Below are 14,551 nucleotides of genomic sequence, written 5' to 3' on the forward strand. Positions count from 1 at the left end.
TGGCGCCAGCGGGTCACGGCAGGATGGTGCCTTTGGGGATCGGGAAGCCGCGCAACAGCTCGCCCGGCGTCATCGCGCCGCGTCCGGCACGCTGGACCTTGAGCGGACGGATATAGCCCCGGCCGCAGGCGACGCTGAGACACTCGTCGAGCACCTCCCCGGGCGTGCCCGATGCGTCGCTCCCGACGGCCGCTTCCAGCAGCTTGATCCGCTCGCCACCCACTTCGAACCAAGCGCCGGGCACGGGATCGAAGGCTCGGACCTGCCGCTCGACCTCTTCCGCCGGCTTGCTCCAGTCTATTCGCGCTTCCCCCTTGCCGATCTTGGACGCGTACGTTGCCCCGGCGATCGGTTGCGGCTTGGCGGGGGTTGGGTTGTCGAGCCAGTCGACCAGCATCCTTGCGCCGAGATTCGCCAATTCTTCGCTGACTTGGCCCGCGTTCTTATGACGGATGTCGAGTGTCTGCCGCGCCAGCATCGGGCCGGTGTCGAGCCCTTCGTCCATCCGCATCAGCGTCACTCCGCTGATCTCGTCGCCGCCGAGGATCGCGCGCTGGATCGGCGCGGCGCCGCGCCATCGCGGCAGGAGCGAGGCATGCACGTTGATGCAGCCGGCCTTCGGCGCCTCCAAGATCGGCTTGGGCAGGATCAGGCCATAAGCGGCGACCACGGCGAGATCGGCATCCAGCCCCCGGAAGCGCGCCTGTTCTTCGTCGTCGCGCAGCGTCCGCGGCGCGCGCACCTCGATGCCCAGCTGCTCGGCCCGCTCGTGCACCGCCGTCTTGCGCTCGGTCTTGCCGCGGCCCGCCGGCCGCGGCGGCTGGCAATAGGCCGCGACGACCTCATGCCCGGCCTCGACCAGCGCATTGAGGCTCGGCACAGCGAACGCCGGCGATCCCATGAAGATGATCCGCATGTGCGGGCGTATGGCGAAGTGCGGCGGAATTGCCTACCTCACCGCCGTGGCCAGTCAGGAAATCGAGGCATTGAGCCAGGCGCTTGCCCGCCTGCCGGGGTTGGGGCCGCGCTCGGCGCGGCGCGCGGTGCTTCACCTGATGAAAAAGCGCGAGACCGCGCTCCAGCCGCTGCTCGCCGCCCTGACGCACGTCGCCGACACGCTCTCGACCTGCTCGACCTGCGGCAATGTCGACACGTCCGACCCGTGCTCGATCTGCAAGGACCCGCGCCGTGACGACAAGATGCTGTGCGTGGTCGAGGAGGTCGCCGACCTGTGGGCGCTCGACCGATCGCGGCTGTTCCCCGGCCGCTACCATGTGCTCGGCGGGCGTCTTTCGGCATTGGACGGCGTGCGCCCGGAAGACCTGACGATCGATCAGCTCGTCGGCCGCGTCTCCCGGGGCGGCATCGACGAGGTGGTGCTGGCCATGAACGCCACGCTCGAGGGCCAGACCACGGCCCATTATCTGGCCGAGCGCCTCGAAGGATTTCCCATCCGTCTCAGTCAGTTGGCGCATGGACTTCCGGTCGGGGGCGAGCTCGACTATCTGGACGAGGGGACGCTGGCGCAGGCCTTGCGTGCAAGGCGGCCAATTTCGTGAGGGGTAGATCATGCCGGTCACTGGAATAGGCGGATTGTTCTTCCGGGCGCGCGATCCCGAGGCGCTCAGGCAATGGTATTGCGACCAGCTCGGCGTCGGCTGCGGCGCCTATGGCATGTGGGAGCAGCAGGCGGGGACGACGGTCTTCTCGCCCTTTCCGGCCGACACCGATTATTTCCCGGCCGAACGGCAGATGATGCTCAACCTGCGCGTCGATGGCCTCGACGACCTCATCGCCAAGCTGCGGGCCGCAGGCGTCGAAATTCTCACCAAGGCCGAATGGGATGACCCGAGCACCGGGCGCTTCGCCCGCATCCACGATCCCGAGGGCAATCCGATCGAGTTGTGGGAGCCCCCAGCCGGTTGAAACAGGGCGTATTTCCGCCATATTGGCGGCCATGGCCATTCGCCCCATCTATGAAACGCCCGACGCGATCCTTCGGCAGATTTCCAGGCCGGTGGAGACGTTCGACGGCGAGCTGAAGACGCTCGTCGCCGACATGTTCGAGACGATGTACCAGGCGCCGGGCATCGGTCTTGCCGCCGTGCAGGTCGGCGTCCCCATCCGGCTGCTGGTCATCGACCTCCAGGAGCCCGAAGACGCGGAGGATCCCGAGAGCCCGCCAGTGCGCGATCCGAGGGTCTTCATCAACCCCGAGATCCTGTGGCACTCGGATAGCGAGGTCCCCTACACCGAGGGCTGCCTATCGGTGCCCGAGCAATATGCCGAGGTCATGCGCCCCGACCGGATCCGCGCCCGCTGGCAGGACGCGCAAGGCAAGAGCTATGAGGAAGAGATCGACGGCCTGCTCGCGGTCTGCCTCCAGCACGAGATGGACCATCTGAATGGCGTGCTGTTCATCGACCATCTGTCCAAGCTCAAGCGCGACATGGTGCTCAAGAAGCTCGCCAAGTGGCGGAAAGAACAAGCACTTAAGGCGGCCTGATGAGGGCAAGCGCGCCTTTTCACGCGCATATCTACTATTCCACGGAGGATCGCCCTGCGGCCGAGGCGCTGCATGCGGAGTTTGTCGCCGGCCGGCCACTCGTGCTCTTCGTCGGGCAAATGACGGATCGTGGCGTCGGCCCGCACCCGATTCCCCAGTATGAAGTCCATTTCCTGGAAAGCGCACGCGCAGCGGTCGTGGCAGCCATCGAAGCGTCAGGCTTGAGAGCTCTGGTCCACCCGCTGACCGACGACGACCTCGCAGACCATACGACGCTCGCGCAGTGGATTGGCGACCCGCTTGAACTTGATGTCAGCGTGCTCGATCCGCCCGGCCACAATCAGGGTGTCGAGCGCTTCGGCAAGAACGACCTCTAGAGCGATTCCGCCGCCACCCGGCAATCCGCGGCGCATTCCCGGCACATCTGCGCGCTCAGCTTGCAATGTTCGTAGTCGTGCTTCTCGCATTCGGCGGCGCATTCGTCGCACATGCGGGCGCAGAGCTCGAGCAGTTCCCTGACGATCTGCGCATTATTACCCGTCTGGCGCAGCGCGGTGTTCGCGGTCGCATCGCAAATGTCGGCGCAGTCGAGGCACAGGCGGATGCACTGCGTCATGTCCATATCTTCTGCCGCGGAAGCATCCGCGCAGCTGCGGCACATCTTCGCGCAATACATCAAATGGTGGATTGCATCGCCGAGCGGCTGATTGACGTGGCCGCTAGCGTTCGGGTGCAGGGCGAGCATCTTGCGGATGGACATGTTTTTCTCCTTTGGACCGCCTCTAAACCAGCTTGAGCATCGGCTCCAGCGGGGCTAGAGTTCCTATAATGTTCCGGGGGAGTCACGGTCATGGACGCGACCGTCATTGTATTCATTATTGCCGCGCTGGCGCTGGGCGCGTTCATCGGCTGGCTGCTTGGCAGCCGAGACGGCGCAGGCGCGAAACAGACCGTCGACAATCTCCGATTTCAGCTCGACCAGGTGGTGAAGGAGCGTGACGCGAACCGAGACGCAGTGGCCGAGCTTGGCGCGCTAAAGGCCACGCAGGCGGAGCGCGAGAAATCGTTCGAGCAGCAGATCGCGGCGCTGAAGGACGCCAAGGAAAGCCTGTCGGCCCAGTTCCACGAGATCGCCAACAAGCTGCTCGGCGACGCCCGGAAGACCTTCCTCGAGCAGGCTGGGGAAAAGTTCACCCAGGCCGTATCACCGGTCGAAACGCTCCTGAAGACTTACCAGGAAAAGCTCCAGACGATCGAGAAGGAGCGGGTCGACCATTATGCCGGCCTGCGCGAGGCGGTGGACCTGGTGCGCACGGGGCAGGGGCAGGTGCGGGACGAGACGCGGCATCTCGTCAACGCCCTTCGCGCCTCGCCCAAGGCCCGCGGCCGCTGGGGCGAGCAGAGCCTGAAGAATGTCCTCGAGCAGGCGGGTCTCAGCGAACATATCGATTTCCAGACCGAGGTTTCAGTCGCCACCGATGACGGGCGCTTGCGCCCGGACGTAATCGTCAGCCTGCCCGGCGGGCGCAAGCTGGTGATCGACGCGAAATGCTCGTTGAACGCCTATCTCGATGCCTGCGACGAGGTTGACGACGAGAAGCGGCAGGCCTGCTTCAAGGCGCACGTCGCCTCGATGCGGAACCATGCGCAGCAGCTGGGCTCGAAGGCGTATTGGGCGCAGTTCGGAGACGCCGCCGATTATGTGATCATGTACATTCCCGGCGAGCATTTCCTCGCCGCCGCGCTGGAGCAGGACCGGACCCTGTGGGACTGGGCATTCGAACGGCGCGTGCTGCTTGCGACGCCGACCAACCTGGTCGCAATCGCGAAGACCGTGGCGAGTATCTGGCGGCAGGAGAGACTGGCCGAGGCGGCGCAGGAAATCGCCAATCTCGGCAAGGAGTTGCACTCGCGGCTTGCGACGATGAATGAGCATATGACGCGGGTCGGCAAGAACCTGGCGACCGCGAATGGCGCCTACAACCAGATGGTCGGCAGCTTCGAGAGCCAGGTGTTGAGCCAGGCCAAGCGTTTCGAGTCCCTCGGAGCAGGCAGCGCCAAGACGCTGGATACGCCGCCGATGGTCGAAATCGCCCCGCGGCCGCTGACCAAGCTACCGTCGACGCCGTCCAACGACGATCCGCCGCTGATCGCAGCCGAATAGCCTAAGCGCTTGCAATGTAGGATTTCGGCTGCTGTCACCGCAGCCGGCTCTTTGATCAGTTGAAGCACACCGCGCAAAAATGGCTTCGTCACTGCGAACATTCGCGAAGATTGGGAGATTCGCAAAGGTCACAGCCTCTTCAATGCGTTCGAAGGTGAGGGCGTCCTTTTTGAACCCTGTCGGGCGCGAACTTTGTGACCTTTACAGCCCGCCGCAGCCGTTGAATTGCCGCCCGTCAACATTGACCTGCACCTTGTCCGGGTAGACGCGGTCGCTCATCCCGTCGCTGCACCGGCCGTGGACGATGTTCACATTGATTCGCGGCGTTTGATAAATTTCCCCCGCGATGCCGATGATCACCTTCGGCGTCGGCTGGCGGACGGGCTGCGCGTCGGGCTGGGTGAAGGTGAGGTCAAGCTCGTCGATCAGCAGGTTCCAGAACGGCTCCGTTCCGACCGCATGATAGGGCGCGGGCGGGGGCGGCGGCAGCGGCGCGCAACCGCTCAACAAGGCGGGGACGAGCAAGGCCGCGATCCTCTTCATCGCTGGGGCATCCGCTAGTTCCGTCACCGCCAGCTGGCCTCGATGGTGAAAGCCATGACCGCGGCCGCCATCGCCGCGTTGAGGCTGTCGGCGCGCCCGGCCATCGGGATTTTTACTAGCAGGTCGCATTCGGCCTCGTAGTCGGCCGGCAGTCCCTGCTGCTCATTGCCGATCAGCAGGAAGCACGGACGCTGGTATTCGGCCTCGAGATAGTCCTGGCTCGCCTTGAGGCTGGTGCCGACGAGCTGGCCTTCGCCGGCGCGCAGCCAGCTCAGGAATTCCGCCCACGGCGCGGCCGCGACGTCCTGGGTGAAGATCGCGCCCATCGAGGCGCGGACCGCCTCGACCGAATAGGGGTCGGCGCAGTCGTCGAGCAGGATCAGGCCGCCGGCGCCGACCGCGTCGCCGGTCCTGAGGATCGTTCCGAGATTGCCGGGGTCGCGCAGCGCCTGGACGGCGATCCACAGCGGCGCTTTGGAGCGATCGATGCGCCCGAGCGAGGTCTCCGGCTGGCGATAGGCGCCGATCACCATCTGCGGATTGTCCTTGCCGCTCATCTTGGAGAGGATGTCGGCGGTGGTCTCGATCGCGTCGCCGCCCGCGGCCTCGGTCGCGGCGATGACTTCGGCGGCTAGGGGATGCCTGGCGCCCTCGGCGGAAAAGGCGATGATCTCCGGGAGCCGGCCGCTGTCGCGCGCCTCGGTCAGGATCCTCAGCCCCTCGGCGAGGAACAGGCCCTCGGCGCGCCGCGCTTTCTTGTCGCGCAGCGATCGCAGCAGCTTGACCGTGGGGTTGGAAAAGGCGCTGACTTGGCGGGGCATCACTCTTCCCCGAAACGGTCCTCGACCAGCGCAACGAGCTGTTCCAGGGCTGCTTCGGCATGATCCCCCTCGACGTGGACGACGATCGTATCGCCCATTGCCGCGCCGAGCATCATCAGGCCCATGATCGAGGTGCCGCAGACCCGGTGCCCGTCCTTCTCGACCTCGATCTTGGCGTCGATCTGGCTGGCGAGGTTGACGAACTTGGCGCTCGCCCGCGCATGGAGCCCGCGTTGGTTGGTGATCGCGACCTGGCGGCTGACGGCGCCGCTCAAGCCGCCGCTTCCCCGAGGATCTCGGAAGCGACGGAGATATATTTGCGTCCGGCCTCGCGGGCCGCGGCCACGGCGGCATGGACCGGCATCACCTTGCGCGCGCCCTCGAGGCGGATGAGCATCGGCAGGTTGACCCCGGCGATGACCTCGACATTCTCGGTCTTCATCAGGCTGATGGCGAGGTTCGACGGCGTCCCGCCGAACAAATCGGTGAGGATGATCACGCCCTGGCCCTGGTCGACCTTGCCGATCGCCTTCGCAATGTCCTTGCGTCGCCGTTCCATGTCGTCGTCGGGCCCGATGCAGATCGCTTCGATCGCTTCCTGCGGGCCAACTACATGTTCCATCGCGGTGACGAACTCGGCCGCAAGCCGGCCGTGGGTCACCAGCACTAGTCCAATCATCGATTCAACTCGTCCTCGATCTCCGGAGCGCGCCCGGGATGCCGCTCGATCGTGTCCCTCGGCGTTGAGGCGAGATCACGGTGACGCACATTCGGGGTAAATCCGGCACCACGCAACCGTTCCGCCATTTCGACTGCCGCGGCGACCGAGCGGTGCCGCCCTCCTGTACATCCGAATGCAACGGTCACGTAACTTTTGCCCGCGGCCCAGTAGCGGGGAATCCAGTCGATGAGAAGCGATTCGATGCGGTCCAGCGTCTCACCCCAGGACGGGTCGTTCGCTAGATAGTCGCGCACCGGCTGGTCGATGCCGGTCAGCGGCCGAAGCTCGTCCACCCAATGCGGGTTGGGAATGAAGCGGAGGTCGAACACCAGGTCGGCGGTCCGCGAAATGCCGCGGGCGAAGGCGAAGGATGCAAGGGTCAGCACCGGCTGGTCGGCATCGCCGCCAAAGCGCAGCCTGAGCTCGTCCCGCAGCTCGGCCGGCGACAGGTCGGTCGTGTCGATCACGCTGTCGGCCGCAGCGCGCAGCGGCCATGTCAGCTTGCGTTCCGACGCGATCCCATCCTCGGCCGGTCGGTCGGGGGCGAGGGGATGAAGGCGGCGGGTCTCATCGAACCGTCGGATGAGCTCGGCGCCCGAACAATCGAGGTACACCAGCTCCGGCTCCACGCCCTCGATCGAGTGGATCAGGTCGCCAAGCGTTGCCGGATCGAAGCCACGGCTGCGCACGTCCATGCCGACGGCGACGCTCGCGGTCCGGCACTGCGCGCCGCCATGGACGAAATCCTTCAGCAAATCGGCGGGCAGATTGTCAGCGGTGTCCCAGCCCATATCCTCGAGCGCATCGAGGACGGTCGACTTGCCCGCCCCGGACATGCCCGTGACGAGCAGCAGGCGCGGCAGGCGCCGCTTCCCGCTCACCGGAAGCGAAGGCCCATTCGGTCGAGGGCCAGCGCGACTTTGGACGGGGCCGACGCCGTCATGGCGTCGATGGTGATCAACGGCACCCTGACTCCGAGGATCGGCCGCTCGCCGCTGTCGTCGGGCAAGCGCTCGATGTCGCTGGTCAGCTCGACGATCAGCGCGACCGGCATATTTTCCGTCCGCTCAACTTCGACGATACCGATTCCGCGGACTTCAAGCTTGCCGGCGATGGTTGGAGGCGCCGACGCGACGAGGCTGCTTCCGTCCTTTTTCACGATCGTCTGATCGTCACTGACCAGGCTGAACCCGCGATCGAGCAGGCGCAGGGCGAGGTCGGATTTGCCCGAACCGGACGGCCCGCTGATCAGCACCGCGCGTCCATCGAGCGCGACGGTGCTGGCGTGGAGGGTCTCGGCGCTAAGCCGCGGGCCGCGCTCGGGGGTCATCTGGTTCATTCGCGGTCAGCTGCCGGAAGGCGGATGGTGAAGCGCGCACCCGATGGAGCGTCGTCGCGGTCCTGCACGTCAATCTCCCCGTCGTGGCCATTCACGATTGCCTGGGCGATGGCAAGGCCGAGGCCGGAGTGGCGTCCGAAATTCTCGGTGTCCGGACGGACTGAATGGAAGCGGTTAAAAATCGCCTCTCGCGCCTGGGCGGGGACCCCCGGGCCTTCGTCGTCGATCCGGATGAGCACGTCGTCGCCGACTCGAGCCACGGCGATCTCGATCAGGCCCGCGGGCGGCGAAAAGCTCACGGCGTTATCGATGATCGCGTTGAGCGCACGGGCAAGCCGGTCGGGCTTGCCCATGACCACCGCGCTGTCCTTGCGCGGCCGGGCGAAGGCGATGCGTGCATTGCCGGTCTCGCGGCGCGCTTCCCAACTGTGGACAAGCTGCTCGATCAGCGCGCCGAGGTCGACGGCGCGGAAGTGGGCGCGGGCAAGCTCGGCATCGGTCCGCGCGGCTTCGCTGATGTCGCCAATCAGCCGGTCCATTCTCGCGATGTCGTCGCGAATGACCGCGGCCAGCTTCGCGCGAAGCTCGGGATCTTCGATCCGCTCGAATCCATCGACCGCCGAACGGAGGGAGGCGAGCGGGTTCTTGAGTTCGTGGCTGACATCGGCAGCGAAGGCTTCGATCGAATCGATTCGCTGACGCAGCGACTGGCTCATGTCTGAGACGGCGCGCGCGAGCATCCCGATTTCGTCGGTGCGCGAGGGCAGGCGCGGAACGTTGACCTCGCGCGCACGGCCAAGCCGGACTCGGTGGGCAGCAAGCGCGAGCCGGCGCAACGGCCGGACGATCGTCCGGGCGAGGAACGAGGAGAGCAGGACCGAGATGAGGATCAGCACCGCCATCGCCGCAAGGATGAAGCCTCGCTGGTCGCGCACGGTCCGGGTGAACGCAGGGTCATTGGTCGTCACGAGCAGCACGTTGCCGGCGGTCGGAACCGCGGCCGAAATGACCGGCGTCAGGTCCGGCGCATTGCGGATGTTCGACACCGCGTGCCCGGTTTCTCGTGCCGTCACGGCTTCCGGCCACGACTGGAGGCGGTCATCCGACGGCTCGACGAAGGGATCAAGACGGCGGGCGCCCACGACCACGTTGAAACCGCGGTCAAGGGCACGCGCGACGTGGAAGGTCCAGTTCTGCTTGTTAGGGTCCGCGAGGCGGTAGGTCGGACCGGTCAGGCGCCAACTGTCGGCCAGCAGCCGTCCGTCGCTGGCATAGAGGCGAAAGCGGCTGGCCGTCGACCGCGAGACAGCGGCGAGGATCGCGTTGCGACGCTCGGCGCCGGCCGCGCCGAGCGCGCTCGCCGTGGCCGCCGCTTCTATCCGCGTCTGGCGCACCCGCTCTTCGCTCAAGCGGTTGCGAAACGTGTCGAGGTAGATGGTGCTGAGCGCCACCAGCAGCACCGTCAGCAGGTTGAGCGCGAGGATGCGGTACTTGAGGCTGAACCGGCCCGACCATTTCAGCCGGAGATCGGCCTCCTCACTGCTCGTCGAAACGGTACCCGACGCCATAGAGGGTCTCGATGGAATCGAATCCCTGGTCGACGGCGCGGAACTTGCGCCGGATGCGCTTGATGTGGCTGTCGATGGTGCGGTCGTCGACATAAACGTCATCGTTATAGGCGATGTCGAGCAACTGGTTGCGGGTTTTTACAACCCCGGGGCGCTGGGCGAGGGTTTCGAGGATCAGGAACTCGGTCACCGTCAGGCTGACGAGCTGTCCGTCCCACAGCACCTTGTGCCTTGCCGGGTCCATGACCAGCCGGCCCCGCTCGAGCCGCGGAGTTTCGAGCTCGCTCTCGTCAGCCGCGGCTTCCCCGCGTTCGAGCTCCTGGCGCCTGAGGATCGCGCCGATCCGCGCGATCAGCAGCCGTTGCGAAAACGGTTTGGCGATATAATCGTCGGCGCCCATGGCGAGGCCCAGCGCCTCGTCGACTTCGTCGTCCTTGGAAGTGAGGAAAATCACGGGCATCGAGCTGAATCCGCGCACGCGGCGGAGCAGCTCCATTCCGTCCATGCCGGGCATCTTGATGTCGAACACGCCGAGGTCCGGCGGATTGTCGGCGAGCGCCTTCAGCGCGACCTGCGGGTCGGCATAGACGCGGGTGACGAAGCCTTCCTGCTGAAGCGCGATCGACACGGAGGTGAGGATGTTGCGGTCGTCGTCGACCAGCGCGATCACTTGGCTCATCCGCTCGCTCCAGGTGCCCCAGGCGGGCTGCAGCCAGCGCTTAGCCAGCGTGCCGGTGTGAGACAAGGAAGGGTGCACCGCTTTGACCGGGCAAGTTCTTCGGGGTTATAGGCACCCCGCACACAGATGTTGACGGCGGCAGGCCCGACCCGGCCGCCGCCGTTCGGTCATTCAAAGAGGGAAGTTTTCGAGTGAGTAACCGGGTGCCGCACAGCGGCCTTGACGCACAGGGCATCGCCACGTCCGCCGAGCTCTTCTGGAACCTCAGGACCGCGCCGCTGGTCGAACATGCCGTGCGCCGCGGTGAGGGCCTGCTGGCCAAGGACGGGCCGCTGGTCGTGCGCACTGGCCGTCACACGGGCCGCAGCGCGCAGGACAAGTTCATCGTCAGGAACTCGGCGACCGAAAGCACTGTCTGGTGGGGCAAGACCAACAAGCCGATGGACCCGGCCGCCTTCGACCGACTGTACGACGATTTCCTCCTCGCGCTCGCCGACAAGGACCAGCTGTACATGGCCGACCTCTATGGCGGTTCTCAGCCCGAGCATCGCGTGCGGGTGCGGGTGGTCAATGAGCTCGCTTGGCACAACCTGTTCATCCGCACGCTGCTCGTGCGCCCGGAGGCGGACGAGCTGCCCGGGTTCGACCCCGAATATCTGATCATCGACCTGCCGAGCTTCCGCGCCGACCCCGAGCGTCACGGCTGCCGCAGCGAGACCGTGATCGCGGTCAATTTCGAGAAGAAGGTGATCCTTATCGGCGGCACGTCTTATGCCGGCGAGATGAAGAAGTCGGTGTTCGGCCTGCTCAATTTCATCCTGCCGCCGCAGGGCATCATGCCGATGCACTGCTCGGCCAACATCGGGCCCAAGGGCGACACGGCGATATTCTTCGGCTTGTCGGGGACCGGCAAGACGACGCTTTCGGCCGACCCGAATCGGACTCTGATCGGCGACGACGAGCATGGCTGGTCGGACACTGCCGTCTTCAATTTCGAAGGCGGCTGCTATGCCAAGATGATCCGCTTGTCGGCCGAGGCCGAGCCCGAGATCTTCGCGACGACCAAACGCTTCGGGACGGTGCTCGAGAATGTCGTGATCGACATTGAAACGCGCGAGCTCGACCTCGACGATGCGAGCCTCGCCGAGAACAGCCGTGGCGCCTATCCGATCGACTTCATCCCGAATTCGTCGGAAGCGAACATGGGTCCGCTGCCCAAGAACGTGGTGATGCTGACCGCCGACGCGTTCGGCGTGCTGCCGCCGATCGCCAGGCTGACTCCCGACCAGGCGATGTACCATTTCCTGTCGGGCTATACCGCCAAGGTCGCCGGCACCGAGATCGGCGTGACCGAGCCCGAAGCGACCTTCTCGACCTGCTTCGGCGCGCCGTTCATGCCGCGCCACCCGTCGATCTACGGCAATCTCCTGAAGAAGCGGATTGCCGAGGCTGAGGTCGACTGCTGGCTGGTCAACACCGGCTGGACCGGCGGCAAGTACGGTGTCGGAAAGCGCATGCCGATCAAGGAAACGCGCGCTTTGCTCAACGCCGCGCTCGACGGCAGCCTCAATAATGTCGAGTTCCGCAAGGATCCGAATTTCGGCTTCGAAGTGCCGGTCTCGGTGCCAGGCGTCGACACCTCGATCCTCGACCCGCGCGGCACCTGGGCCAGTCCGGCGGACTATGACCGGATGGCGGCGAAGCTCGTCGACTTGTTCGTCGAGAATTTCGCGCAGTTCGCGGACCAGGTCGACGAGGGCGTTCGGCAAGCGGCACCCAAGGCCACGCAAGCGCAAGCGCAACCCAGCGCCGCCCAAGCCACCACCGCATAACGCCCGGTCGCTGATCGGGCCCGCATCCAGGACCCGATCGATGAGCGACACCCGACCTAGACTTTTTTCCAGCGACGCCGAAATCGAGCATCTCGGCGAGCGATTCCTTGCGCGCACCCTGCCCAAGGAGGAATGGACCCACGAAGCCCATCTCGCGACGACCACCTGGTTGCTGCTCCGCCGGCCCGACATCGACGTGGACAGCGATCTGCCCGACCTCATCCGCCATTACAACGAGAGCGTCGGCGGGGTGAACAGCGACAGCGAGGGGTATCACGAGACGATCACCCGCGTGTTCCTGCATGGTGTCCGCCTTTTCCTCGGCGAAGCGGACAGGCGGGAGCCGCTGCACGAGCTCGTCAACGAACTGTTGCTGTCACCGATGGGCCGCCGCGACTGGCCGCTGCGCTTTTACTCGCGCGAGCGGCTCCTGTCGGTCGAGGCGCGGCGCAGTTTCGTGCCGCCGGACCTCGCGGCGCTGCCTTAAGCCCGCTTGGTCCGCGCGATGTAATCGCCGACGTTCATCGCCAGCACGTCCATCGGCACGTTCCCGCCCAGCACCACGGCATCGTCGAAGGCACGCAGGTCATACTTCGGCCCAAGCTCCGCCTTGGCACGATCGCGCAGTCGGTTGATGGTCGAATGACCGACCTTGTAGCCGCACGCCTGACCCGGCCAGCTGCAATAGCGGTCAACCTCGCTCGCCACTTCCAGCGGGTTGGATCCGTTGCGCTGGACGAAGAAATCGACGCCCTGCTGCCGGGTCCAGCGCTTCGCGTGCAGTCCGGTGTCGACCACTAGGCGGCAACAGCGGAAGGCGATCGACTGCAAATAGCCCAGGCGGCCCGCCGGGAAGGCGTCATAGACTCCGAGTTCGTCGACCAGCTGCTCGGCGTAGAGCGCCCAGCCTTCCGAATAGGCGTTGAACGCGAGCAGGGTGCGGATCAGCGGCAGCTTGTTGGCATATTCGCCCTGCCACACGTGCCCGGGGATGGCTTCGTGCGCGGCAAGGTCGGGCAGGCTGTACTTGCTGTGCAGGTCGGTGCTGCGAAGGTTGATCCAGAACTTGCCCGGGATCTTGCCGTCGATCGAACCCGCGCCGCCATAAGCCGCCGGCGCACCGGGCTCCTGTTCGGGCGACATGCGTTTCACTTCGAGGTGTCCGGGAACGAGCGTGTTGAACGCCCGCGGCAGCTGTGCGCGCACCAGCGCAATCCGCTCACCGATATAGGCCTTGATCTCTTCGCGGCCTTTGTCGCCTTCGGCAAACTTGTACCTCGGGTCCTTGGCGAGCGCCTGCATGCGCTCGCCGACCGTACCTTTCGTGTAGCCGAGCGACTTCAGGATGGGGTCCATCCGGCCCTGGAGCTCGGCCAGCTGCTCCAGGCCCATCGCGTGAACCTCATCGGGCCTTAGGCTGGTTGTCGTCGAAGCCTTCAGCGCCCAGCGATAATATTCCTCGCCGTGGGGACGCGACCACATGCCGGGGATGTCGGTCGCTTTGGCATGCTCGGCCTTGAGTTCGGCGATCTGCCGCTGCAGCGCGGGCGCGACCTCGCCGACGGCGATCTTGCGGGCGCGGGCGTCCCAGTCACCGGAGATGCCTTTTTTCTTGGTGCGACGGACCAACGAGTTGACGATCGTGCCGCCGGCTTGCGTGTTCTTGAGCGCGATGCTGAGCTGGCTCACCGCTTTGTCGATGAGGAAGCTGGGAGGAACGAGGCCCTTGGCGCGCGCGGCCCGCATCCGTCCGAGTTCGCCATCGAGCTGGCGGGGATATTGCGCCAATCGGCTGAGATACGCCTCGGCGTCGGAGCGGTTCTCGACCGGATGGTCGGTGTCGAGGAACTGTGGCGTGTCGATATACGCGCCGACATTCTGGATCACGACGTACGGGCTGTTGCGCCAGCCGCCGACGGCAACGTCGCCATAGGGCTGCGCGAATCCCTCGAGCGCGGTGCGATAGGCGCTCTTGACCACTTCGACGCTGGTCCTGGCTGTGAACGAGAGGGCGCTGGTATCGAGCGCTTGCGCACGGGCGAGGTCGCTCCTCACCGTGGCCGCGAGGCGCGCCTGCCCGGCGGCGGAACGGTCCTCGAGGCGATAGCGATAGCCGGCGCGCGCTCCGACATCGATACCTAGCGACGTGGCGCCGGCCGGCTGATTGCGCAGGAGATTTTCGCCAATCGAGTCGAGCAGCGCCTTGGCCTGCGCTTCGCTTGCCGGCGCGGCGATTGCGGGCGAGACCCGGGCGAGCAGCGGGATCGCCGCGGTGGCGGTAAGAGCGCCGAGCGATTGGCGGCGGGTGAACATCGGTTGCGGCAAGCTCAGGCTCCCGTGCATGTGGTGCTTCCTCGCTTCCACGCGATGCGGCGAAG

18 protein-coding genes are annotated in these 14,551 nt (G+C 65.8%); 7 read left to right on the forward strand and 11 right to left on the reverse strand.

Features of this window, described 5'->3' with window-relative positions:
- Positions 1 to 13: 13 nt before the first annotated feature.
- A complete protein-coding gene (fmt, locus tag ACJ8FR_RS10820; protein WP_407828631.1) occupies positions 14 to 916 on the reverse strand; it encodes a methionyl-tRNA formyltransferase in 903 nt (300 codons plus the stop codon).
- A gap of 46 nt (positions 917 to 962) precedes the next feature.
- On the opposite strand from fmt, the gene recR reads away from it, so the two are divergent.
- From recR to ACJ8FR_RS10840, 4 genes are read left to right on the forward strand one after another with little or no spacing between them, the layout of a single operon-like run.
- Positions 963 to 1,559, forward strand: coding sequence for a recombination mediator RecR (recR, locus tag ACJ8FR_RS10825; protein ID WP_407828842.1), 597 nt, complete (start codon positions 963 to 965; stop codon positions 1,557 to 1,559).
- A gap of 10 nt (positions 1,560 to 1,569) precedes the next feature.
- Positions 1,570 to 1,926: a VOC family protein gene (locus ACJ8FR_RS10830; protein WP_407828632.1), complete on the forward strand. Its 357-nt coding sequence runs from the start codon at positions 1,570 to 1,572 to the stop codon at positions 1,924 to 1,926.
- 31 nt (positions 1,927 to 1,957) lie between these two features.
- The gene (def, locus tag ACJ8FR_RS10835; protein ID WP_407828633.1) at positions 1,958 to 2,506 is read left to right on the forward strand and encodes a peptide deformylase; all 549 of its coding nucleotides are present in this window, start codon (positions 1,958 to 1,960) and stop codon (positions 2,504 to 2,506) included.
- Positions 2,506 to 2,883: a DOPA 4,5-dioxygenase family protein gene (locus ACJ8FR_RS10840; protein ID WP_407828634.1), complete on the forward strand. Its 378-nt coding sequence runs from the start codon at positions 2,506 to 2,508 to the stop codon at positions 2,881 to 2,883. Before def ends, ACJ8FR_RS10840 begins: the two co-directional genes overlap by 1 nt.
- Here ACJ8FR_RS10840 and ACJ8FR_RS10845 read toward each other — a convergent pair.
- The gene (locus ACJ8FR_RS10845) at positions 2,880 to 3,266 is read right to left on the reverse strand and encodes a four-helix bundle copper-binding protein (RefSeq protein WP_407828635.1); all 387 of its coding nucleotides are present in this window, start codon (positions 3,264 to 3,266) and stop codon (positions 2,880 to 2,882) included. The genes ACJ8FR_RS10840 and ACJ8FR_RS10845 overlap by 4 nt on opposite strands.
- A 90-nt stretch (positions 3,267 to 3,356) precedes the next feature.
- Between ACJ8FR_RS10845 and ACJ8FR_RS10850 the strand changes: the two genes are divergently transcribed.
- On the forward strand, positions 3,357 to 4,670 hold the full coding sequence (locus ACJ8FR_RS10850) for a DNA recombination protein RmuC (protein WP_407828636.1): 1,314 nt from the start codon (positions 3,357 to 3,359) through the stop codon (positions 4,668 to 4,670).
- A 201-nt stretch (positions 4,671 to 4,871) separates the two neighbouring features.
- Here ACJ8FR_RS10850 and ACJ8FR_RS10855 read toward each other — a convergent pair whose 3' ends face one another.
- The 8 genes from ACJ8FR_RS10855 to ACJ8FR_RS10890 are packed head-to-tail and all read right to left on the reverse strand — an operon-like array spanning position 4,872 to position 10,341.
- Complete coding sequence (locus ACJ8FR_RS10855; RefSeq protein WP_407828637.1) at positions 4,872 to 5,213, reverse strand: COG3650 family protein; 342 nt, start codon at positions 5,211 to 5,213, stop codon at positions 4,872 to 4,874.
- Between the two features lie 23 nt (positions 5,214 to 5,236).
- A complete protein-coding gene (locus ACJ8FR_RS10860; protein WP_407828638.1) occupies positions 5,237 to 6,034 on the reverse strand; it encodes a TrmH family RNA methyltransferase in 798 nt (265 codons plus the stop codon).
- Positions 6,034 to 6,309, reverse strand: a complete 276-nt coding sequence (locus ACJ8FR_RS10865; protein ID WP_407828639.1) for an HPr family phosphocarrier protein — start codon at positions 6,307 to 6,309, stop codon at positions 6,034 to 6,036. The genes ACJ8FR_RS10860 and ACJ8FR_RS10865 overlap by 1 nt, the downstream gene beginning before the upstream one ends.
- Positions 6,306 to 6,713: a PTS sugar transporter subunit IIA gene (locus tag ACJ8FR_RS10870; RefSeq protein ID WP_407828640.1), complete on the reverse strand. Its 408-nt coding sequence runs from the start codon at positions 6,711 to 6,713 to the stop codon at positions 6,306 to 6,308. Before ACJ8FR_RS10870 ends, ACJ8FR_RS10865 begins: the two co-directional genes overlap by 4 nt.
- A complete protein-coding gene (gene rapZ, locus ACJ8FR_RS10875) occupies positions 6,710 to 7,636 on the reverse strand; it encodes an RNase adapter RapZ (protein WP_407828641.1) in 927 nt (308 codons plus the stop codon). Before rapZ ends, ACJ8FR_RS10870 begins: the two co-directional genes overlap by 4 nt.
- Complete coding sequence (locus ACJ8FR_RS10880) at positions 7,633 to 8,094, reverse strand: HPr kinase/phosphorylase (RefSeq protein ID WP_407828642.1); 462 nt, start codon at positions 8,092 to 8,094, stop codon at positions 7,633 to 7,635. The genes rapZ and ACJ8FR_RS10880 overlap by 4 nt, the downstream gene beginning before the upstream one ends.
- Positions 8,091 to 9,662, reverse strand: a complete 1,572-nt coding sequence (locus ACJ8FR_RS10885; protein WP_407828643.1) for a stimulus-sensing domain-containing protein — start codon at positions 9,660 to 9,662, stop codon at positions 8,091 to 8,093. Before ACJ8FR_RS10885 ends, ACJ8FR_RS10880 begins: the two co-directional genes overlap by 4 nt.
- On the reverse strand, positions 9,631 to 10,341 hold the full coding sequence (locus ACJ8FR_RS10890; RefSeq protein WP_407828644.1) for a response regulator transcription factor: 711 nt from the start codon (positions 10,339 to 10,341) through the stop codon (positions 9,631 to 9,633). The genes ACJ8FR_RS10885 and ACJ8FR_RS10890 overlap by 32 nt, the downstream gene beginning before the upstream one ends.
- Positions 10,342 to 10,532: 191 nt before the next feature.
- On the opposite strand from ACJ8FR_RS10890, the gene ACJ8FR_RS10895 reads away from it, so the two are divergent.
- Together ACJ8FR_RS10895 and ACJ8FR_RS10900 are read left to right on the forward strand one after the other, a co-directional pair.
- Positions 10,533 to 12,173, forward strand: coding sequence for a phosphoenolpyruvate carboxykinase (locus ACJ8FR_RS10895; protein ID WP_407828645.1), 1,641 nt, complete (start codon positions 10,533 to 10,535; stop codon positions 12,171 to 12,173).
- 40 nt (positions 12,174 to 12,213) lie between these two features.
- Positions 12,214 to 12,660 (forward strand): hypothetical protein, encoded by a 447-nt coding sequence (locus ACJ8FR_RS10900; protein WP_407828646.1) that lies wholly within the window; start codon positions 12,214 to 12,216, stop codon positions 12,658 to 12,660.
- On the opposite strand, the gene ACJ8FR_RS10905 is transcribed toward ACJ8FR_RS10900, so the two are convergent.
- Entirely contained in the window at positions 12,657 to 14,516 is a 1,860-nt protein-coding gene (locus ACJ8FR_RS10905; RefSeq protein ID WP_407828647.1) for a DUF885 domain-containing protein, read from the reverse strand. The two genes, ACJ8FR_RS10900 and ACJ8FR_RS10905, sit on opposite strands and share 4 nt — an antisense overlap.
- Positions 14,517 to 14,551: the final 35 nt, after the last annotated feature.

Source organism: Sphingomonas sp. (assembly GCF_045810705.1).
In the GTDB taxonomy this organism is placed as follows: Bacteria; Pseudomonadota; Alphaproteobacteria; order Sphingomonadales; family Sphingomonadaceae; genus Sphingomicrobium.